The sequence below is a fragment of the Devosia limi DSM 17137 genome, from assembly GCF_900128975.1.
In the GTDB taxonomy this organism is placed as follows: Bacteria; Pseudomonadota; Alphaproteobacteria; order Rhizobiales; family Devosiaceae; genus Devosia; species Devosia limi.
This window is the reverse complement of the sequence record NZ_FQVC01000006.1, coordinates 1-20,315: the sequence shown is the minus strand read 5'-3', so window position 1 is coordinate 20,315 and position 20,315 is coordinate 1. Positions and strand designations below refer to the sequence as shown.

Sequence of the window (20,315 nt, the reverse complement as noted above, 5' to 3'; positions counted from 1 at the left end):
CAAAGCATTTCGACATGACCAATCTCATCGTCACCCTGTTCGACACCGCCGATGAGGTGGCTGCGGCCGCCGCTGCCCATATTGCCGAAACGCTGCGCGCCAAGCCAAATGCGGTGCTGGGCGCTGCCACGGGCAATTCGTTCCGCCCGGTCTATCAGCACCTGGTGGCGCTGCATCAGGCCGGCCAGAGCCCGTTTGCCGGGGCGACGACCTTCAATCTCGACGAATATGTCGGCCTGCCGCCCGGCCATCCGGCGGCCTTTGCCACCTATATGCATGAATGCCTTTTCGACCTGGTCGACATCGACCCCGCCCGTGCGCATCTGCCCGACGTCGCCCAGGCCGATCTGGTCGCGGCCTGCCGTGCCTATGAAGAGGCGATCATCGCCGCCGGCGGTATCGATCTGCAATTCCTCGGTCTGGGCCGCAATGGTCACATCGGCTTCAACGAGCCGGGCTCGCCCCATGACAGCCGCACCCGCCAGGTGACGCTGACGGAATCGACAATTGTCGCCAATACCGGCGATTTCCCGCCCGGCGAAACCCCGCCGCCAACAGCCATCACCATGGGCGTCGGCACCATCCTGGAAGCGCGCGAAATCATGCTGGTGGTCACCGGCGAGCACAAGGCCGAGGCGCTACACACAGCGCTGCGCGGCGCCGAGAGCCTGGATTGCCCGGCCTCGGCCCTGCAGAACCACGCCAATGTGCATCTGTTCTGCGACAAGGCTGCCGCCGCTCGTCTCTGACCGGCGCTTGCTGCTAATCCCTGGCCGACGCTTGCCGTCGGTCACCCACCGAAAGGCCGGGCCGCGGGTCCCGACCTTGACTTCCCGCGCCAAGCGGCTACCTATCTAGTCATGAACCCGTTTGACACCATTCTGGCCACGGCACCCCGCCGGGACTATCCGGTCGAAGGATAGTAGCCCTAAACCCGCGCGCTTTTGCGCCCGCCGGGTTTAGGGGTTCATGACGCATTCCAGACGATATCTCGTTTGATCGCTGCCCGTGCTTTGCGCCGGGCAGGGCGCTTCTCCATCCCAACAGTTTCTTGCGCGCGAACCCACAAGGGGTCGCCGCATTCGATCGCATAGGAGCCTGCACATGCGAACTCACACTCTCCGGCCTGCCATTGTCGTCGGCGCCGCCGAACATCGCCAATTGATGGTGCTGGCCATGGGCGGCACCGGCCATTCCGCCGATGCGGCTGATGACCTGCTCTATGAAATGGAGCGGGCGCGGGTCGTGCCGGACCATAAGCTGGCCGACGACGTCATCCGCATGGGCTCGCTGGCCCGCTACCGCACCCATGACGGCCAGGAAAAGGACGTCACCCTGGTCTATCCGGCCAATGCCGATATTTCCCAGGGCAAGGTCTCGGTGCTCACGCCCATCGGCACCGCCCTGATCGGGCTGCGCACCGGCCAGTCCATCACCTGGTTGACCCGCGACGGTCGCAAGAATGTGCTGACCGTGCTCGCTGTCACCAAGCCGGAGCCCGAGCCCGCAGCGGAAGCCGCCGAATGAGCCGCTACTCCATGCCATCCGGGGTGCTTGTCGCAGGCTGCTGACCCCTGGCCCGCAATCCCCAAGGGATCGCCGGGTCAGGGGACATAGCCGCGCCTGCTCAAGGCCCAGTTCCCACTTTCCCGGAGATTGCCTGTGTCGACCCCAACCATCACCCTGACCGCCAAGGACTATGCCGTTCTCGAAGCCCTGCTCGGCAATTCGCGGGAAGCCTTTGCCGGCGCCGCCATGCTGATCCGCCGCAAGCTCCACGCCGCCGTGCCGGTCTTTGCCGATGACATTGCCGGTGACGTGGCGACCATCAACAGCCGCATCCGCTATCGCATCAATGCTGGCCGTGTTGAGGAGCGCACCATCGTCGCCGCCGCGCACGAGTCTATTCTGGGCATTACCCTGCAGCTCAATTCGCCGCGCGGTCTGGCATTGCTCGGTCTCAGTGCCGGCCAGAGCGTTGTCAGCCTTCGTGAAGACGGAGCCGAGGAAGTGCTGACGCTCGATGCCGTGCTTTATCAGCCCGAAGCCGAGCGCCGCATCGACCCGGTTGCAGCGATCATCGCCGATGCGATGCCCGCCTCGGCTCCGCCCAATGCGGTCAGCCATCTCAGCGCTTTCCGTTTGCGCCGGGCCGGGCAGTCGCTCGGCCAAGCCAATAGCCACGGCCATCACAACGGTCATGAGAGCGGTCATGACAATGGCGATGATCCCGGCCCCAGCGCCGCCTAAGCGTCAGTCATAACGCGAGGGTCCAATATCGCTGACATCGATCTCGGCAGGACGCCCCGAAACGATGTCGGCGATCACCCGGGCCGAGCCGCAGGCCATGGTCCAGCCCAGCGTGCCATGGCCGCTATTGATGAACAGGTTGCTCAGCTTGCTGGCCCCGATCACCGGCGTCCCATCGGGCGTCATCGGGCGCAGCCCGGTCCAATAGCTCGCCGTTTCCGTATCGCCGGCACCGGGGAACAGTTCGTTGACGCAATGGGCCAGCGTTGCCCGCCGTTCCGGCGGCAGGTTGGCGCTATAGCCCGATAGCTCTGCCATGCCGCCAACGCGGATTCGGTCGCCCAGCCGGGTTACGGCAATCTTGTAAGTCTCATCCAGGATCGTCGATACCGGCGCCACATTGGCATCCGTGATCTTGGCGGTGATCGAATAGCCCTTTACCGGATAGATCGGCAGGTCGATCCCCAGCTTGCGCGACAGGTGCGGCGTGAAGCTGCCCATCGCCAGCACATAGGCATCGCCCCGCACCACGCCGGTATCGGTCTCGACACCAGTGACCTTGCCACCTTCGGACTGCAGCGCCTTGATGGTCACGCCATAGCGGAACACCACGCCCAGCGCGGCCGCCATCTCGGCCAGTCGATTGGTGAAGATATGGCAGTCGCCGGTCTCGTCGCCCGGCAGGCGCAGGCCACCGGCAATCGGCGCCGTGGATTGGCCCAGACCCGGCTCGGCGGCAATGCAGCCGGCCCGGTCCAGCACTTCGTAAGGCACGCCATATTCCGCCAGCACCTTGATGTCCTTGGCCGCGCCATCCAGCTGCTTTTGCGTGCGGAACAGCTGCAGCGTGCCCTGCATGCGCTCGTCATAGGCAATGCCGGTATCGGCGCGCAGGTCCTTGAGCACGTCGCGGCTATATTCGGCAATCCGCACCATGCGCGCCTTGTTGAGCGCGTAGCGGCCCGCGGTGCAATTGGTCAGCATCTGCAGGATCCAGCGCGCCATGTAATAGTCCGGCACTGGCTTCACGATCAGCGGCGGGTGCCGCATCATCAGCCACTTGATGGCCTTTTGCGGAATGCCGGGCCCGGCCCAGGGCGAGGCATAGCCGGGCGAGACTTCCCCGGCATTGGCAAAGCTGGTTTCCAGCGCCACGCCCTGCTGCCGCTCGATCACCTCGACCTCGTGGCCCGCCTTGGCGAGATAATAGGCCGAGGTCACGCCAATGACGCCGCCGCCTAGAATGATGACCTTCATGACGCGCCCCCTGCGCTGAAACGATAGACACGATGATACCGCCGGCCCAGATTGGTCAGGATTTCATAGCCAATGGTGCCGGCATCGCGCGCGACAGCGTCGGCGCTCTGATGTGGTCCGATGAGTTCGACGAGATCGCCCTCGGCCAGCTCCGGCACAGCCCCGGCATCGACGACAAAGCTGTCCATCGATACCCGCCCGACGATTGGCAGCCGCTGCTCTCCAAACCAGGCCGCGCCGCGATTGGACAGACTGCGCGGCCAGCCATCGGCATAGCCGACGCTGATCGTCGCCAGATGCATCCTCCGGTCGGCGGTAAATTGGTAGCCATAGCCAATGGCCGCCCCGGCGGGGATGTCGCGCAATTGGCCCACCCGACCCTGCAGGCTGACCACCGGCTTGATCCCGCTGACGCGCGGACCAGCTTCGATGCCATAGAGCACCGCGCCCGGCCGGCAGAGATCGAGATGAAATCTATCCCCGTGAAATGACCCCGCCGAATTGGCCAGCGAGCGTGGCAAGCTTGGGAACAAGCTGCTGGCAGCAAGAAAGTCAGCATGCTGGCTAAAATTGCCCTCATGATCGGGCTCATCGGCATTGGCCAGATGGCTCATCAACAGCACCAGATCGAGGCTTTCCAGCAGGTCCCTATCCGCCAGCAATGCCTGCTGGTCGGCCACCGAAAGCCCCATGCGCGACATGCCGCTATCCACCTGCAATACTGCCGGCAGACCGGTGTCTTTCCACGCCCGGCACTGCGCCAAGCTATTGAGAACCGGGATCAAATTGGCCGATACCGCCGCGCTTTCCGCGCCGGGCGGCAGCCCATTGAGCACATATATCCGCGCCTCTGGCCCCACAATATCGCGCAGCGCCAGCCCCTCGCCGACCAGCGCCACGAAGAAGTCCCGGCACCCCGCCTGCCACAGCGCCGGCGCGATCCTGTCGGCTCCCAGCCCATAGCAATCCGCCTTGACGACCCCCGCACACCGCGCCGGCGCCACCTGAGCCACCAGAGTGCGATAATTGGCCACCACTGCGCCGACATCAATGGTCAGCACACCATTGGCCAGGGTCGCTGAATCGGTTTCAGAGCAGCTCAACGACGCCTCCCAGCGACGTGTTTGACCGCCACAGACTAGCGCAGAAACATTCGAATATCCCGTCAATGATCGGTGTTTAGTTGCACTGCGTGAGCATTTTTGGCAGAAAGCATCAGCATTGTGCAGGAGCGTGCATGGCCCGCGACGCTATCGATAACCAGATATTGAGCCTGCTCCGCCGCGATGGCCGCATGAGCAATGCCAGGCTTGCCGAGGCGGTCGGCCTGTCGCCATCCGCCTGCCTGCGGCGCCTGCATCTGCTGGAATCCAACGGCACCATTCGCGGTTACACCGCCATCATCGCTGATGCCTCGCCCGAAGATACCACCATGGTCATCGTCCAGATCACCCTGGAACGCCAGACCGAGGACGTCATGCGCCGTTTCGAGACCGCCGTCCGCAAATGCGCCGAAGTCCGCGAATGCTACCTGATGACCGGCATGACCGACTATATGGTGCGCGTCGAAGCCTCCAGCATGGCCGACTACGAGCGCATCCACACTGAGGTTTTATCGCGTCTTCCCAGTGTGTTACGCATCCAGTCAAGCTTCACTATCCGCAACGTCATCCGCCAGCCGCGCTAACGCGCGTTCTGCCGCGTCCGCGGCGAAAACGCCGTCAGCATGATGATCCACACGTCGAACAGCATCGACCAATTGTCGATATAATAGAGGTCATGCAGCACCCGCCCCTCGATACGCTCAAAGGTCGAGGTGTCTCCCCGGAAGCCGTTGACTTGTGCCCAGCCGGTAATACCCGGCTTGATGCGCTGGCGATGGGCATATTGGCTCAATTGCCGCGCCATCGTTGCATCATGCAACACGGCATGCGGGCGAGGACCAACCAGGCTCATCTGCCCCATCAACACATTGATCAACTGGGGCAGTTCATCGATGCTGCTGGACCGCAGCAGCTTGCCAATCCTTGTGATGCGGGGGTCCTCACGCTCGACCTGGCGCATGGTGTGCCCGTCCTCCATGACCCGCATCGAGCGGAACTTCAGGATGCTGAAAGCCCGTCCGTTGAACCCCATGCGCTCCTGCCGGAAAAACACCGGGCCGGGGCTGTCGAGCTTGATCAGCACTGCCACCAGCAGCAGGAAGGGCGAGAGCAGCAATAGGCCCGCTGCTGAGCCGAGGATGTCGAATAGCCGTTTTGCCGCAAGACCGGCGTGGCCCAACGGTTTGTTGAGAATTCTGACCGAGTTGTTGGGGCCCAGCGGCACGATGTCGAGATATTGCATGTCATTGCGCCGGGTCGCCGGCGCGAACACGACGTTGAGCGCATAGCGGCGGCAGGCCTGCACGATGCGGCTCATCGTGGCCAGGTCGTTCATGTCGCCGACAAACACCACCTGTTCGCAATTGCGCGCAATGCAGTCCTCGACGAAGCGCGTCAGGATTTCGCTGTCCTCGGTCAGTGTCGCCGCTTCATCGGCGCCAAGCTGCAGCGTCTTGACCGGTTGCGCGCCGTGGCGCCAGACCTGACCATTGACCAGGTAATTGATGACGTCCTCGGTGGCTCCGGCCACCCCGATCCGCTCCATCTGCAACTGGCCGCGCGACATCATCGCCAGCACCTGCATGAACATGGCGCCGCGCAGTCCCATCACGATGACACCGACCACGGCAAATGTTGCAAGCAGGCCGCTGCGTTGGGCTGAATGGTCGAGGTCCAGCATGAAGATTGCCGCGAGCCCAAGCGCGAAGGCCAGAATCCAGCTGACAAGGCTCTCCATGAGCACCGGGCGGCGCGGCCGCGGATTCGACAGAAAGCTGGCCGCGCTGACAAGGCTGGCGAATCCATAGGCCAGGCCGGCCACGCTCGCCAGGATCAGGTTGGCTGGCGCCAGCGGCTCACTGGTCACGCCGGCCAGTATGGCGACAACAAGCACGATGATTGCCGCAACAAGGCCTTCCGCCAGTGCGATCAGCACCGCCAGGTAAATCCGATTGGGCATCTGGTAACGGCGATGCCGCCGCATCTCGACGCCACTGCGCTGTGATTCAGCCTTGATAGTCACGGTCAGCGCTTCACCAATTCGCTAGAATTGAAACAGTATCAATAGTTTCGCGCATTATTACCACGAAGCGGGGCGCTGCGGGGCGGCAAGCGGTGACCTCGGTTAACAGAGGCTGGGCGCTAACGCCTGCTGGAATTGCGCATCTGGCTCGGCGTCGTTCCATAGGCCTTGCGGAAGTGTTCGTAGAACTGGCTCTGCGAGGCGAAGCCCGACTGAAAGCCGACATTGGCAGTCGACAGCCGCCCCTCCAGCAACAGTCCCCGGGCTTTGATCAACCGCATTCGCACCACGAATTTCTGTATCGGGATGTGCATCACCGCGGTGAACAGGTTGCTGGCATAATTGGGGTGCAGGCCGACGACGGCAGCGACGGTCTGGGTAGCCAGTGGTTCTGTCAGATTTTCGACGATATGACGCACCATCTGCACCACATAGTGCACTGGCGGCATAGAGCGGTTCTGGATGGCCGATGGCTCAATCCAGGCCGGCAACAATGCGTCCCAGCCCAGCAGGGCGGTGCGGCGGAACATCGTGCCCAGTTCGATCATCGCCAGATCGCTCCGCTGGGCATCGCCGCTGCGATAGTCCTGATGCCAGCGCTCGACCATGTCGAGACTGGCCACCTCGGCATGTAGCTGGATTACGCCGCCGCCCATCAGGGTTTCGGTGAGTTGGCCCAGGCGTGGCATGTGGAGAAACGCGTCCATCGGCAGGTAGATATTGACCTGCCGCCCGGCATCGGGACTGAGGGTGAGCGCCTGATGCGGAATACCGGCCCAGAACGCCACCAGGCGCCCGGCGGGAACTTCGGCCGGTCGCCCATCAAAGCTGTAGCCGATGCTGCCGGTCGTCAGCCAATTGAGCTCGATATGGCCGTGGCTATGGGCTTCCGCCATCACCTGCGGCTGGAATGAGCGGATGCCGAAGCGGCCGAATGCCTTGCCGGAAGCGTAAAAGCTCCGATCGGCCCGCGGTGCCGGCCGCGGGGCGATATTGCTGGCTTTGACGTTGGGTGGCTGCAGTTTCAATCTTAGGATCCCGGAAGAATGGCTTAGTAATGCCGATTGCGCGACTTGGGGCAAGGCGTAGATTTTCGGTGTGTTCGGCTGATTCTGGAGCGTCTCTCGTGGCAAATCCCAAGGTGACCTTCATCGGCGCCGGTTCCTCGGTGTTCATGAAAAACATCGTCGGCGACGTGCTGCAGCGCCCGGCGCTGGCCGGTGCCCGCATTGCGCTGATGGACATCAATCAGGCCCGGCTTGAGGAGAGCGAGATCATCGCCCGCAAGCTGGTAGCCACCCTTGGCGCGCCGGCGACGGTTGAGACTTTCTCCGATCAGCGCCGCGCCCTTGATGGTGCCGATTTCGTCGTCGTCTGCTTCCAGATCGGCGGCTATGAGCCCGCCACCGTCGTCGATTTCGAGGTGCCCAAGAAATACAATCTGCGCCACACCATTGCCGATACACTGGGCGTCGGCGGCATCATGCGGGGCCTGCGCACCGTGCCGCATCTGTGGAGCATCTGCGAGGACATGCTGCAGGTCTGCCCGCAGGCGATCATGCTGCAGTATGTGAACCCGATGGCGATCAACATCTGGGCCATTGCCGAAAAGTATCCGGCCATCCGCCAGGTCGGGCTCTGCCATTCGGTGCAGGGGACGGCCCATGAACTGGCCCATGATCTGGGCATTCCCTATGACGAGATCCGCTACCGCTCCGCCGGCATCAACCACATGGCGTTCTACCTGCAATTCGAGCATCGCCAGCCCGATGGCAGCTATCGCGATCTCTATCCCGACCTGCATCGCGCCTATGCCGAAGGCCGCGCCCCCAAGCCCGGCTGGAACCCGCGCTGCCCCAATAAGGTGCGCTACGAGATGATGACGCGGCTGGGCTATTTCGTCACCGAAAGCTCCGAGCATTTTGCCGAATACACGCCCTATTTCATCAAGGAAGGCCGCGACGACCTGATCGAGAAGTTCGGCATTCCGCTGGATGAATATCCCAAGCGCTGCGTCGAACAGATTGCCCGCTGGAAGGGCCAGGCCGCCGACTATCGCAAGGCCGACAAAATCGAGGTCAAGGCCAGCCACGAATACGCGTCCTCGATCATGAACTCGGTCTGGACCGGCGAGCCTTCGGTGATCTATGGCAATGTGCGCAATAATGGCGCCATCACCTCGCTGCCGGCCAATTGCGCTGTTGAAGTGCCGTGCCTGGTCGATGCTTCGGGCATCCAGGCGACCATTATCGGCGCGCTGCCGCCGCAGCTGACGGCACTGATGCGCACCAATATCAATGTGCAGGAACTGACTGTGGCGGCGCTGATGACCGAGAACCGCGCGCATATCTATCACGCGGCGATGATGGACCCGCACACTGCGGCGGAGCTGGATCTGGAGCAGATCTGGAACCTCGTCGACGACTTGATCGCGGCCCATGGCAGCTGGTTGCCCGAATGGGCGCGCGCAGGGGGATAACCTCATTTCAAGTTATCCCCCTGCTGCGCGGTGCTGCACCGCGTGTCAGTATTAAAATATATGTAAATCAATAACTTGAACTGATCTATCCGCCGTTTCGCCGTACGAATTCTGTCGAATTTGCCGGTTTGGTCTGCTTGACTTGCCCGACCCGAGGCTTCCACATTGTTCGGCAAATGCGCGGCCACGGGCCCGCCACCATTATCCGATCCGAGGAGACTGCCGTGACCGATTATCTGGTCCGCCTCTACGACCTGCCCGTATTCGAAGCCGAAGCCCGCGTGGCCGCCGCCGGTATCATGGTGCGCCGCGCCATTGCGCCGGAAGGTCATGTGGTGCTGGACTGGATCCGCGCGCATTTCAGCGAACATTGGGTCTCCGAAGCGGCGCGCGGCCTGGCGCAGACGCCGGTGACCACCTGGATCGCGGTCAAGGACAACAAGATGCTGGGCTTTGCCTGCCATGACACCACCGCCAAGGGCTTTTTCGGCCCCACCGGCGTCGATGTCGCGGCACGCGGGCAGGGCATTGGCGATGCGCTGCTGATCGCCACCCTCAAGGGCATGCGCGAGGCGGGCTATGGCTATGCCGTCATCGGCGATCCCGGCCCGATCGCGTTTTACCAGAAGCGGCTGGATTGCCTGGAAATCCCGAAATCCAAGCCCGGCGTTTATGCCGGCATGCTGCGTGCCCAAAAGGATGGCCCGATCCCGGGCTGACCGGCCCTGGTTGCGCCGATGGCTGATACGCCTCTGATCGACAAGAGTTTTTTTGACCGTCCCGTCCTCGAGGTGGCGCGCGACCTGATCGGGGTGACGCTGCTCGTCGATGGCGTTGGCGGGCCGCTGGTCGAGGTCGAGGCCTATGACGAGACCGATCCAGCAGCGCACAGCTTCAACGGTCCGACGCCGCGCAATGGCGCGATGTTTGGGCCGGTGGGGCGGGCCTATGTCTACAGGATCTACGGGATGCATTGGTGCCTCAACTTTGTGTGCCGGCCGGGGAGCGCGGTGCTGATCCGGGCATTGCGGCCGACGCATGGAGTGTCGCTGATGGCGGAGCGGCGGGGGATGAGTAATGAGCGCCTGTTGTGTGCGGGGCCGGGACGGCTGTGCCAGGCGCTGGGAATAAGCAATGCGCACAATCACTTGCCGCTGGATGAGCCGCCATTCCTGCTGGCGCCGGCAGACGAAATTGGCGAGGTCCAGACGGGGATAAGGATCGGGCTGACCAAGGGTGTCGAGACCCCCTGGCGGTTCGTCGAAGGTGGTTCGCGCTATCTCAGCAAGCCCCTGACGCAGCCGAAGTGATCGACTGCGCAGCAGCGATGTGAACGTAAAAGCGGGAACAAAACTACCAGCATGCTGGTTTTCTTGCTGAGGCAGCGAGCGCGTCAACCGGACGTGGCGGCAGAGGGAACAGGATGGTTTTTCCGGTTTCCCATCCTGACCAACGAAATGGTAGCCGAGCCCTTATCCCGCCCGCTTCGCGCCTCGACCTGATGGAGGACGAGATGCCCAGAGGCGACAAATCCGCCTATACCGACAAGCAGAAGCGCAAGGCCGAACACATCGCCGAAAGCTATGAAAGCCGGGGTGTTTCCGAGCAGGAGGCCGAGAGCCGCGCCTGGGCCACGGTCAACAAGGACGATGGCGGCGGCAAGAAATCCGGCTCCGAGCGCGGCAAGGATACAGGCCATCCCGCGGCCCATAAGGGGGGCGAAAAAGGCGGCAAGGCTTCGGCCAGCCGCTCGGCCGCCGAGCGCTCCGCCTCGGCGAAGAAGGCTGCCGCTACGCGCAAGCGCAATAGTCAGCATGCTGCCCATAGCTGACAAGCTGCTGGACTGCGGCAACACGTGACCCATCCATGCCTTGCGGCTCACCGCGCCCTATGGTCCAAGGGGCGGGTGAGGGTGCCGGATTCGGCGCCGGGCGACGGCAGGATTTTGGCATGGCACAATTCGGGACGATGGCAGTTTCGCCGACGCCCCGCGAGCCCGAAGCCGTGCTGCGCGATGTCTTCGGCCACAAGTCTTTCCGCGGCCTGCAGGGCGATGTGATCCATCATGTCACCAATGGCGGCGATGCGGTTGTGCTGTTCCCCACCGGCGCCGGTAAATCGGCCTGCTACCAGATCCCCGCCATCTGCCGTCCCGGTGTCGGCATTGTCATTTCGCCGCTGATTGCCTTGATGCGCGACCAGGTCGAGGCGCTGCGCCAGGCCGGCGTTGCCGCCGCCGCGCTCAATTCGTCGCTGACGCCCGAAGAATCCAGCGATGTGCGCCGGCAATTGCGCAATGGCGAACTGGACCTGCTCTATGTGGCGCCCGAACGCGTGGCGACGCAGGGCTTCCGCAACATGGTCGAAGGGCTCGATATCGCGCTGTTCGCCATTGACGAGGCCCATTGCGTGAGCCAATGGGGCCACGATTTCCGCCCGGAATATCGTGACCTGGCGCAACTGACCGAACTGTTCCCCGGCGTGCCGCGCATTGCGCTGACGGCAACCGCCGATCCGACGACGCGACAGGATATTATCGAGCGGCTGGGGCTGGAAGGCGCCGAGGTCTTCTCGACCAGTTTCGACCGCCCCAATATTTCCTATGCCATCATCGAGCGCGACAAGGCCCGCGAGCAGCTGCTGACTTTCCTTGCCGGGCACAAGGGCAATAGCGGCATCGTCTATTGCCTGAGCCGCGCCAAGGTCGAGGACACCGCCGAATGGCTGTCGGCCAAGGGCATCCGCGCACTGCCCTATCACGCCGGCATGGATGCCGCCCGCCGCAATGCGCATCAGGACATCTTCCTCAAGGAAGAAGACGTCTGCCTCGTGGCGACGGTGGCGTTTGGCATGGGCATCGACAAGCCCGACGTGCGCTATGTCGCCCATATGGACCTGCCGGCCTCGATCGAGGCCTATTACCAGGAGACCGGCCGCGCTGGTCGCGATGGCGCGCCGGCCGATGCCTGGATGAGCTATGGCATGGCCGATGTGGTGCAGCGCCGCCGCATGATCGACGAAGGCAATGCGCCCGACGAGATCAAGCGGCTGGAAAACCGCAAGCTCAATGCTCTGCTCGGCGTCTGCGAAACCGCCGGTTGCCGCCGCAAGGCGATCCTGGCGCATTTCGGCGAGGACTATGCCGGCGATTGCGGCAATTGCGATACCTGCCGCTCGCCGGTGGAAAGCTGGGACGGCACCGAGGCGGCGATCAAGGCGATGGCGGCGATCTACCGGACCGGCCAGCGCTTTGGCGCTGCCCATGTCATCGATGTGCTGATGGGCAAGGTGACCGAAAAGGTCGAGCGCTTCGGCCATGACAAGCAGGCCGTGTTCGGCCAGGGCAAGGATCTCGACGCGCGGGTCTGGCAATCGGTGCTGCGGCAGCTGACGGCGTCCGGGCTGGTGGTGGTCGATCACGCGGCCCATGGCGCGCTGACGCTGGGGCAGGGCGCCCATGCGGTGTTCAAGCGCGAGCAGACGGTGATCCTGCGCAAGGACCGGCCGAAAAAATCTGCCGATGTGCGCCGCCAATTGGCCGGCGCGGTGCAATTGGCCGAGCCGGCGATGACCGTGTTCAATGCGCTGCGCGCCGAACGGCTGCGCATTGCCAAGGAACAGGGCGTGCCGCCCTATGTGGTGTTCCAGGACGCCACCCTGCGCGCCATGGCGCTGGCCCGGCCGCGGCAATTGCATGACCTGTTGAGCATTCCCGGAATCGGTCAGGCCAAGCTGGAGCGTTACGGCGATGCGTTTCTGGCGGTGCTGGAGCGGCAGGCGGATTAGAGCGCTGCTTTCGTTTTTAGGGCGGGAGTTGCTACGGACGTGTCGACCACCCCGGCGTCACCCCGACTGATGCCGGGGTCCAGTTTGGGGGTGCGGGAAGAAAACTGGATCCCGGCTTTCGCCGGGATGACGGCTGGTGGGTTGGGTGGCATTGTGGCCTACGCTCCAGCGGTAGGCACTTGGGTGAGGGGGCTTTGGAATGACTAACGCTGACGCAACTACGCCAAAACCTCCCCGCTTTGCCATTGTCGATATCGCGCGTGGTGTCGCCATTGTGGGCATGGTGGTCTACCACTTCTTCTGGGATCTGAGCTATCTGCGCTTCTTTCCCGTCGATGTCGGCTATGACCCCGGCTGGGTCGCCTTTGCCCGGACCTTGCTGGCCAGCTTCCTGTTGCTGGTGGGCGTTGGTCTTGTGCTGGGACATGGGCGAGCCATTCGCTGGCGCGCCTTCTGGAAGCGCTTTGCCATGGTCGCAACCGGGGCGCTGGCCATTACCGTGGCCACGTTTTTCGCCTTCCCCGATAGCTTCGTCTATTTCGGCGTGCTGCATGCCATCGCGCTGTTCAGCCTGATGGCGCTGCCCTTCCTGCGCGCGCCGCTCTGGCTGGTTGTTGCTGTCGCTGCGATCTTTATCGGCCTGCCGCTGGTCTATTCCGACCCGATGTTTGACCACAAGGTCTGGTCCTGGATCGGCTTCTGGGTGGTGCCGCCGCCGGCCAATGATCTGGTCCCGGTGTTTCCCTGGTTTGGCGTGGTGCTGCTTGGCGTGCTGGCGACGCGCCTGATCCTGGCCTCATCGCTGGCCGAGCGGCTGGCGACGATCACGGCGCGGGGCCCGATCCTGCGCAGCCTGGCGCTGGCCGGGCGCTGGAGCCTCGTCATCTATCTGGTGCACCAGCCGCTGCTGCTCGGCGTGCTCTATCCATTTGCGCTATGGCTGCAGCCCGAGATTGCCAGCCGCAATGGCGAGTTTCTCGGCTCCTGCCAGCAGACCTGTACCGAGGGCGGCACGCCGGCCAATCTATGCGTCACCTATTGCCAGTGCGGGCTCGAAGGCGTGCAGGAAAACGACCTCTGGAATGCCATCTATACCGGCCGGGTCAGTGCCGACGAACAGGCAAAGCTGGATGCGCAGAACCGGCTGTGTTCGGCCCTGATCTACCCCGAGGCCCCGCTGCCCGAGTGACAGTCCCGTGACGGGGCAAAACGGTGCGCGATTTGCGCTTTTTGCGGAAAACCGTCTTGAATGGCAGTTCGAATGGGCATTGAATGCCATGGCGAGTTGATTTGCCCGAACCGGGTTTCCGGTTGTCTGCTTTCCCTGTTTGGGCGCCCCCTATTATATTGAAGTCTGGATACTTCCTTGACCACCGATAAGCCTGGCCGCGTCCGATCACGCGGTGATGCGCGCGCGCATGTGGCTGCCGCTCATGCGGGCAGGAACCATGGGCCGCTGACCCGGATTACCCTCTATTCATTCCGCCATCCCTGGCAGGCCGCTGCCGCGATTGGCGCGACGGTCATTGCGGCGGTGCTGCAGCTGCTGATTCCGCGCCTGCTCGGCCATGCGGTGGATCAGGCGCAAGGCATTCTGACCACGGCGGGCGAGGGCGCCGAACAGGCGCTGTTCTGGACCGCGATGAGCCTGCTGGCGGTCTCGGTGGCGCGCGGGTTTTTCACCCTGCTGCAGAACTATTATTCGGAATCGGTGGGCCACCATGTCGGCTATGAATTGCGCCTGGCCTTTTACGACAAGGTGCAGCGCCTGTCCTATTCCTATCATGACAGGGTCCATAGCGGTGACCTGATCACGCTGGGCCTGCTCGACCTGGACGGGCTGCGCATGTTCTTTTCCACCGGCTTCATTCGCACCATCCTGCTGACGGTGCTGATCGGGGTCGGCGCCTATATGCTGCTGAGCACCGATATGGTGCTGGGCCTGCTGGCACTGAGCTTTGTGCCCTTTGTCGCCTGGCGCTCCTCGGTCGCCCAGTTGACGCTGCGCGCCACCTGGCTGGTGCTGCAGGAAAAGCTCTCGGCGTTGACCCGGGTGATGGAAGAAAATCTCGGCGGCATCCGCGTGGTCCGGGCGTTTTCGGCGCAGAATTTCGAGCTGGGCAAGTTCGACGCCGCCTCCAGGGCGGCGCTGGACCTGGCCCATGAGCGCGTGCAGGTGCGCGTGCGCAATACCAGCATCATGACCTTCTCGTTCTTCGTGGCGATGGGGCTGGTGCTGTGGGTGGGCGGCAACAAGGTGATGGCCGGGGACATGAGCGTCGGCACACTCGCCTCGTTCCTGACCTTCATGACCATCCTGCAAATGCCGGTGCGCCAGCTGGGCCTGATGGTCAATTCGTTTGCCCGTGCCGCCACCTGCGGCGAGCGCTTCTATGGCTTTCTCGACCAGCCGCTGGAAATCGAGGATGCGCCCGGTGTTGCCGACCTCGAGGTCACCGATGGCACGCTGCATTTCGAGGATGTGCGCTTCACCTATCCGGGCGCCAAATATCCGACGCTCGATGGCGTCAGCTTCGAGGCCAGGGCCGGCCAGACGATAGGCATTGTCGGCGCGCCGGGCAGCGGCAAGTCGACGCTCGCCCATTTGATCCCGCGTTTCTACGACATCAGCGGTGGCCGCATCACCATTGACGGGCAGGATGTCAGCGCGGTCTCGCTCGCCTCGCTGCGGCGAGCTGTCGGCGTGGTGCAGCAGGACTCGTTCCTGTTCACCACCACCATCGAGAACAACATTGCCTATGGCGATCCCTGGTCCAAGGAGACCAAGATCGAAAGAGCCGCCGAAAGTGCTCAGCTGCACAATTACATCATGGGCCTGCCCGCCGGTTACGACACCGTGGTGGGCGAACGCGGCGTGTCGCTGTCGGGTGGCCAGCGCCAGCGTCTGTCGATTGCCCGCAGCCTCGTGCTCAAGCCGGCGGTGATGGTGTTCGACGACTCGACCGCCGCCATCGATGCCGGCACCGAGCACCGCATCCGCAGCGCCATCAAGCGCTTTGCCAGCAACCGGGTGACGCTGGTCATCTCGCACCGGCTGAGTTCGCTCCTGCATGCCGACATGATCCTGTTCCTTGACGGCGGCAAGATCGTCGAGCGCGGCACCCATGAAGAGCTGCTGGCGCTGGGTGGCCGCTATCGGGCGCTTTACGACCTGCAGACCCGCCCCGTCGATGACCTTGAAATGGGGAGCGCCGCCCGATGAGCGTGATCGAAGACAACGACAGCGACGTCGCCGCATTCCCGGGCCAGCGCCCGCCCCGCGCCAGTGTCGGCAGCCATCGCATCGAAGAGGAAGTCTTCGGCAAGGCCTATGACCCCAAGACCGTGCGCCGCATCTGGGCCTTTGTGCGGCCCTACCGCATGAAGATCTACCTGTCGGTAGCCGCCGTGCTGGTATTCACGGCGACACAATTGGCCATTCCACTGATCATCGGCTTCGCCATCGACCGGGGCATGGTGCAGGGTGGCGATGCCACCAACCTGCTCTGGGCCGTCGCGGCCTTTGCCGTGGTGGTGGCGATCAATTATGCCGCGTCCTGGGTGCAGGAAAGCCAGGTCGGCCAGGTGGCCGAGAACGTGCTGTTCGACATGCGCCGGGCGATGTTTGCCCAGCTGCAGCGGGTGTCGCTGAGCTTCATGGACAAGACCGAAGTCGGCCGGCTGATGAGCCGGCTGCAGGGCGACGTCAATTCCATGCAGGAATTCCTGGAAACCTCGGTTATTTCGGTTGGCGACGTGGTGCTGCTGTTCGGCATTGTCGTGGTGCTGCTGACCCTGGATTTCCGGCTGGGCCTGCTGACGCTCTCGACCATGCCGATCCTGTTCGTGGTGCGCATCTTCTGGCTGCCGCCGGCCAAGCGCGCCTTCTGGGCGGCGCACGAATCCAATTCGATCACCAATGGCGCCATGGCCGAGGGCATCAACGGCGTGCGCACCGTGCAGAACCTGGATCGCCAGAAGGTCAATTTCGACCTCTATGACGACAAGGCCTATGCCAATCTGCGCACCCAGCTCACCGGCTCGCGCTATGCGCAGGTCATGGTGCCCATCGTCGATACCCTCACCGGCATGGCCATGGCCATCGTCGTGGTGGTCGGCGGTTCGCTGGTGCTCAATGGCGGGCTGCAGATCGGCGTCATCGTCGCCTTCCTGTTCTATATCCAGCGCTTCTTCGATCCGATCCGCTCGCTGACCATGCAGTATTCGATCATGCAGCGCGCCATGACCTCGGGCCGCCGCATCACCGATGTGCTCGATATTCCCGCCACCATCAATGACAAGCCCGATGCGGTGACGCTGACCCGGGACATGGACGGCTCGGTCGAGTTCCGCGACGTGGTGTTCGGCTATAGCGCCGACCGGCCGGTGCTCAGGAATGTGAGCTTTACCGTCAAGCCGGGCGAAACCGTCGCGCTGGTCGGGCCGACCGGCTCGGGCAAGACGTCGGCCATGTCGCTGGTGCACCGGTTCTATGAGGTGCAGGGCGGCGCGGTGATGGTCGGCGGGCATGACGTGCGCGACGTCACCCAGGAATCGCTCGGCGAGCAGGTGGCCATGGTGCTGCAGGAGCCCTTCCTGTTCACCGGCTCGATCTTTGACAACATCCGCTACAACAAGGCCTCGGCGACCCGCGAAGACGTCATCGCGGCGGCGAGGGCCGTGGGCGCGCATGACTTCATCGAGCGCCTGCCGGGCGGCTATGACAGCGTGCTGGAACAGCGCGGTTCCAACCTGTCGCTGGGGCAACGGCAATTGCTCAGCTTTGCCCGGGCACTGGTGGCCGACGCCAAGATCCTGGTGCTGGACGAAGCCACGGCCAATATCGACAGCTATACGGAACGGCAGATCCAGAAGGCGCTGCTGACCCTGCTCGAGGGGCGCACCGGCATGGTCATCGCCCACCGGCTCGCCACCATTCGCGGCGCCGATCGCATCATCGTGCTGCAGAATGGCGAGCTGATCGAAAACGGCAACCATGACGAACTGATGGCCCTCGATGGGCTATATGCGCGGCTCTACAACATGAACTATGCCTCGTTCGACGATATCCCCGACGAGCTGGTGGCGGCGGGCGGGCCCAGGGCCGCCTCGACCTGATGCAGGGGCGCTGAATGCAAGGTGCCCGCGGCGACGATCCGCGGGCACTCTCGTTCCCGGCAACCCCTCATGCCGGATCCACACTGGCGGCGTCCGCCGCGTTGGCGCACAAGCGCAATGGGGATTGAGGACGAACCATGAGTATCTGGGTCGGCGCCGCCATGCTGGTGGCGGTATTCGCGACATCGACAATTTCGGGCATTTTCGGCATGGCTGGCGGGCTGATCCTGCTGGCGCTGCTGCTGGTGATCCTGCCGGTGGGGACCGCCATCGCGGTGCAGGGCGCCATCCAGATCATCGCCAATGGCTCACGCGCCTGGCTATCGCGCGACTATATCGACTGGCGCATTCTCGGCATCATCTGCATGGGCCTGGTCGTCGCCGGGGTGCTGCTCTACCTGCTGCGCTATACGCCCGACCTGGCGACGGTCTGCATCGCCATCGGCCTGATGCCGATCCTGGTCTGGATTCCCAAGGACTGGCTGGCGCTCGATGCCAGCAAGCCCCACCATGCCTTTGTCTGCGGCCTTGTGGGGGGCGGGCTCAACCTGGCGGTGGGCGTTTCGGGGCCGACCATCGACATCTTCTTCATCCGCACCCAGATGGACCGGCGCAAGGTGATTGCCACCAAGGCGGCGGCGCAGGTGATCTCGCATGCGGCCAAGGTGGTGTTCTATTGGGGCGCGGCCATGGTGCTGTCGGCCAATGAATGGGCGGCGGTGGCGCTGGCTGCACCCTTCGCCATTGCCGGCACCAGCGCCGGACACTGGATCCTGCAGCGGCTGACCGACGCCAATTTCCGCCGCTGGACCCGCTGGATTGTCACCGCGATTGGCATTTTTTACCTCGCACGCGGTATCTCCTTGGTGATCTAGGCGCGATGAGTGGCTATGGTGCCGCCATCTGGGGAGATGGCATGCATCCGTTCGACAGCGTCACCGCACGCTTGATTCTGCTTTTGGCCGATACCGGCTCCATTGGTCGCGCCGCCGAGCGCGAGGGGATCGCCTCCTCGGCGGTCAGCCGCCGGGTATCCGATCTGGAGAGCCGGCTGGGCGTCGTGCTGTTCGACCGCTCGGCGCAGGGCGTGCGCCTGACCGCCGCCGGCGACGCCTATGCCGAGGGGTGCCGCAGCGTCTTGCGGGCCATTGCCGATCTCGATGCGGTGATGGCCGATTTCGCCACCGGCCAGCGTGGCAGCCTGCGGCTGGCCTGCACCAGTTCGGCCCTGACCGGCCGGTTGCCCGAACTGCTGGCCCGCTTTGCCGGCAAGCATCCGGCCATCGCACTGGACATCCAGGAAATGAGCGCGGCCAGGGGGTTGCTGGCGCTGGACGAGGGCCGGGCCGATATCGCCATTGTTTCCGACAATTACGATTTCGCCCGCTTCGAGATCAAACCCTTCGAGGATGATCGCGTCTGGGTGCTGGCGCCGCCCGATCATCCGCTGGCCGCCCAGATCCTGCCGCGCCAGGACATCGCCTTCGACAAGGTGATCGGCCACGAAATCGTCGGCATCCATCAGGCCGGCTCGCTCGACCGCCTGCTGAGCGAAGCCGCCAAGCGCGCCGGACGGCCCCTGGGCGAAAGCGTGCGGGTCGAGAGCTTCCCGGCGCTGGTGCGCATGGTCGAGGCCGGGTTTGGCATCGGGTTCCTGCGCTCCACCAGCCTGCATTTGCTGGCAGGGACGGACCTGGTCTGTGCGCCGCTGGCCGAGCCCTGGGCATTGCGGCAATTGCTGGTGGCGCGGCGCAAGTCCAGCCCGCAATCGGCGGCGATGAAGAGCTTTATCGCGCTGTGCAGCGAGACTTATGTGCCTGCGCCTTAGGGGGCGGGCGTGTGACAAGGCACACGGCCCATGCCAAACCGCGATGGCTAGCCAGGCACGATAGCTCAGCCAGACACGGAGTCATTCCCGCGCAGGCGGGAATCCATTCTTGCCTCGATACCATCTTCGGGCTGCCCGCGGGCTTGTGTGGAGGGAATATGGTTTACTTGGCGCATCAGCCGGGATGCGCATCCCGGCTGATGCAGGCAGGAGGCCGTCTTTACGGGCTGGTTTTTGACAGCCGCGGTCAAGCAAGGCCCTGCCTGCTCCCTTTGACCCCGAACGGTTGATTGGGCTCTCGCCCGCACCACAAGCCTGGGAGCAAGGCCATGTTAGTACACTCCGGCTTCGTCGGCATCGACGTTTCCAAAGCCCATCTGGACATCCACATCCATCCAGCCGGCACGCATCTGCGCTGCGGCACTAGCCCCGGCGAGCTGGCTGATCTGGCGCGGCGCCTGGCCAGGCTTG

18 protein-coding genes are annotated in these 20,315 nt (G+C 63.7%); 14 read left to right on the top strand and 4 right to left on the bottom strand.

Annotation, left to right across the window (positions count from 1 at the left end):
* Positions 1-14 precede the first annotated feature (14 nt).
* From nagB to BUA69_RS10710, 3 genes are all read left to right on the top strand, one after another.
* Positions 15-749 carry a glucosamine-6-phosphate deaminase gene (nagB, locus tag BUA69_RS10720; protein WP_046136979.1) on the top strand — a complete coding sequence of 245 codons (735 nt, stop codon included), beginning with the start codon at positions 15-17 and terminating at the stop codon, positions 747-749.
* Between the two features lie 355 nt (positions 750-1,104).
* The gene (gene rnk, locus BUA69_RS10715; protein ID WP_046136980.1) at positions 1,105-1,527 is read left to right on the top strand and encodes a nucleoside diphosphate kinase regulator; all 423 of its coding nucleotides are present in this window, start codon (positions 1,105-1,107) and stop codon (positions 1,525-1,527) included.
* A gap of 135 nt (positions 1,528-1,662) precedes the next feature.
* Positions 1,663-2,250 (top strand): GreA/GreB family elongation factor, encoded by a 588-nt coding sequence (locus BUA69_RS10710; RefSeq protein WP_052950772.1) that lies wholly within the window; start codon positions 1,663-1,665, stop codon positions 2,248-2,250.
* Between the two features lie 3 nt (positions 2,251-2,253).
* Here the strand turns inward: BUA69_RS10710 and BUA69_RS10705 are convergent, their stop codons facing one another.
* Positions 2,254-3,507 carry a D-amino acid dehydrogenase gene (locus BUA69_RS10705; protein ID WP_046136981.1) on the bottom strand — a complete coding sequence of 418 codons (1,254 nt, stop codon included), beginning with the start codon at positions 3,505-3,507 and terminating at the stop codon, positions 2,254-2,256.
* Positions 3,504-4,610, bottom strand: coding sequence for an alanine racemase (alr, locus tag BUA69_RS10700; RefSeq protein WP_046136982.1), 1,107 nt, complete (start codon positions 4,608-4,610; stop codon positions 3,504-3,506). The genes BUA69_RS10705 and alr overlap by 4 nt, the downstream gene beginning before the upstream one ends.
* Positions 4,611-4,744: 134 nt before the next feature.
* On the opposite strand from alr, the gene BUA69_RS10695 reads away from it, so the two are divergent.
* A complete protein-coding gene (locus BUA69_RS10695; RefSeq protein ID WP_046136983.1) occupies positions 4,745-5,194 on the top strand; it encodes an Lrp/AsnC family transcriptional regulator in 450 nt (149 codons plus the stop codon).
* Here the strand turns inward: BUA69_RS10695 and BUA69_RS10690 are convergent.
* Complete coding sequence (locus BUA69_RS10690; protein ID WP_052950773.1) at positions 5,191-6,633, bottom strand: exopolysaccharide biosynthesis polyprenyl glycosylphosphotransferase; 1,443 nt, start codon at positions 6,631-6,633, stop codon at positions 5,191-5,193. The two genes, BUA69_RS10695 and BUA69_RS10690, sit on opposite strands and share 4 nt — an antisense overlap.
* Before the next feature lie 119 nt (positions 6,634-6,752).
* On the bottom strand, positions 6,753-7,661 hold the full coding sequence (locus tag BUA69_RS10685) for a helix-turn-helix domain-containing protein (RefSeq protein WP_046136984.1): 909 nt from the start codon (positions 7,659-7,661) through the stop codon (positions 6,753-6,755).
* Between the two features lie 68 nt (positions 7,662-7,729).
* Between BUA69_RS10685 and melA the strand changes: the two genes are divergently transcribed.
* The 10 genes from melA (at position 7,730) to BUA69_RS10635 (ending at position 19,844) form a co-directional block, all read left to right on the top strand.
* Positions 7,730-9,112: an alpha-glucosidase/alpha-galactosidase gene (gene melA, locus BUA69_RS10680; protein WP_072866535.1), complete on the top strand. Its 1,383-nt coding sequence runs from the start codon at positions 7,730-7,732 to the stop codon at positions 9,110-9,112.
* A gap of 224 nt (positions 9,113-9,336) precedes the next feature.
* Positions 9,337-9,831, top strand: a complete 495-nt coding sequence (locus BUA69_RS10675) for a GNAT family N-acetyltransferase (RefSeq protein WP_046136985.1) — start codon at positions 9,337-9,339, stop codon at positions 9,829-9,831.
* An 18-nt stretch (positions 9,832-9,849) separates the two neighbouring features.
* Positions 9,850-10,422: a DNA-3-methyladenine glycosylase gene (locus tag BUA69_RS10670; RefSeq protein ID WP_046136986.1), complete on the top strand. Its 573-nt coding sequence runs from the start codon at positions 9,850-9,852 to the stop codon at positions 10,420-10,422.
* A 203-nt stretch (positions 10,423-10,625) separates the two neighbouring features.
* A complete protein-coding gene (locus tag BUA69_RS10665) occupies positions 10,626-10,943 on the top strand; it encodes a plasmid stabilization protein (RefSeq protein ID WP_046136987.1) in 318 nt (105 codons plus the stop codon).
* 137 nt (positions 10,944-11,080) lie between these two features.
* Positions 11,081-12,898: a DNA helicase RecQ gene (recQ, locus tag BUA69_RS10660; protein ID WP_425283968.1), complete on the top strand. Its 1,818-nt coding sequence runs from the start codon at positions 11,081-11,083 to the stop codon at positions 12,896-12,898.
* Between the two features lie 199 nt (positions 12,899-13,097).
* Positions 13,098-14,087 (top strand): heparan-alpha-glucosaminide N-acetyltransferase, encoded by a 990-nt coding sequence (locus tag BUA69_RS10655; protein WP_046136989.1) that lies wholly within the window; start codon positions 13,098-13,100, stop codon positions 14,085-14,087.
* A gap of 177 nt (positions 14,088-14,264) precedes the next feature.
* Positions 14,265-16,121, top strand: coding sequence for an ABC transporter ATP-binding protein (locus BUA69_RS10650; protein WP_046136990.1), 1,857 nt, complete (start codon positions 14,265-14,267; stop codon positions 16,119-16,121).
* On the top strand, positions 16,118-18,016 hold the full coding sequence (locus tag BUA69_RS10645; protein ID WP_046136991.1) for an ABC transporter ATP-binding protein: 1,899 nt from the start codon (positions 16,118-16,120) through the stop codon (positions 18,014-18,016). Before BUA69_RS10650 ends, BUA69_RS10645 begins: the two co-directional genes overlap by 4 nt.
* A 137-nt stretch (positions 18,017-18,153) precedes the next feature.
* Positions 18,154-18,891 (top strand): sulfite exporter TauE/SafE family protein, encoded by a 738-nt coding sequence (locus BUA69_RS10640; RefSeq protein ID WP_046136992.1) that lies wholly within the window; start codon positions 18,154-18,156, stop codon positions 18,889-18,891.
* A 41-nt stretch (positions 18,892-18,932) separates the two neighbouring features.
* Positions 18,933-19,844 (top strand): LysR family transcriptional regulator, encoded by a 912-nt coding sequence (locus tag BUA69_RS10635; RefSeq protein ID WP_160300171.1) that lies wholly within the window; start codon positions 18,933-18,935, stop codon positions 19,842-19,844.
* Positions 19,845-20,315 lie beyond the last annotated feature (471 nt).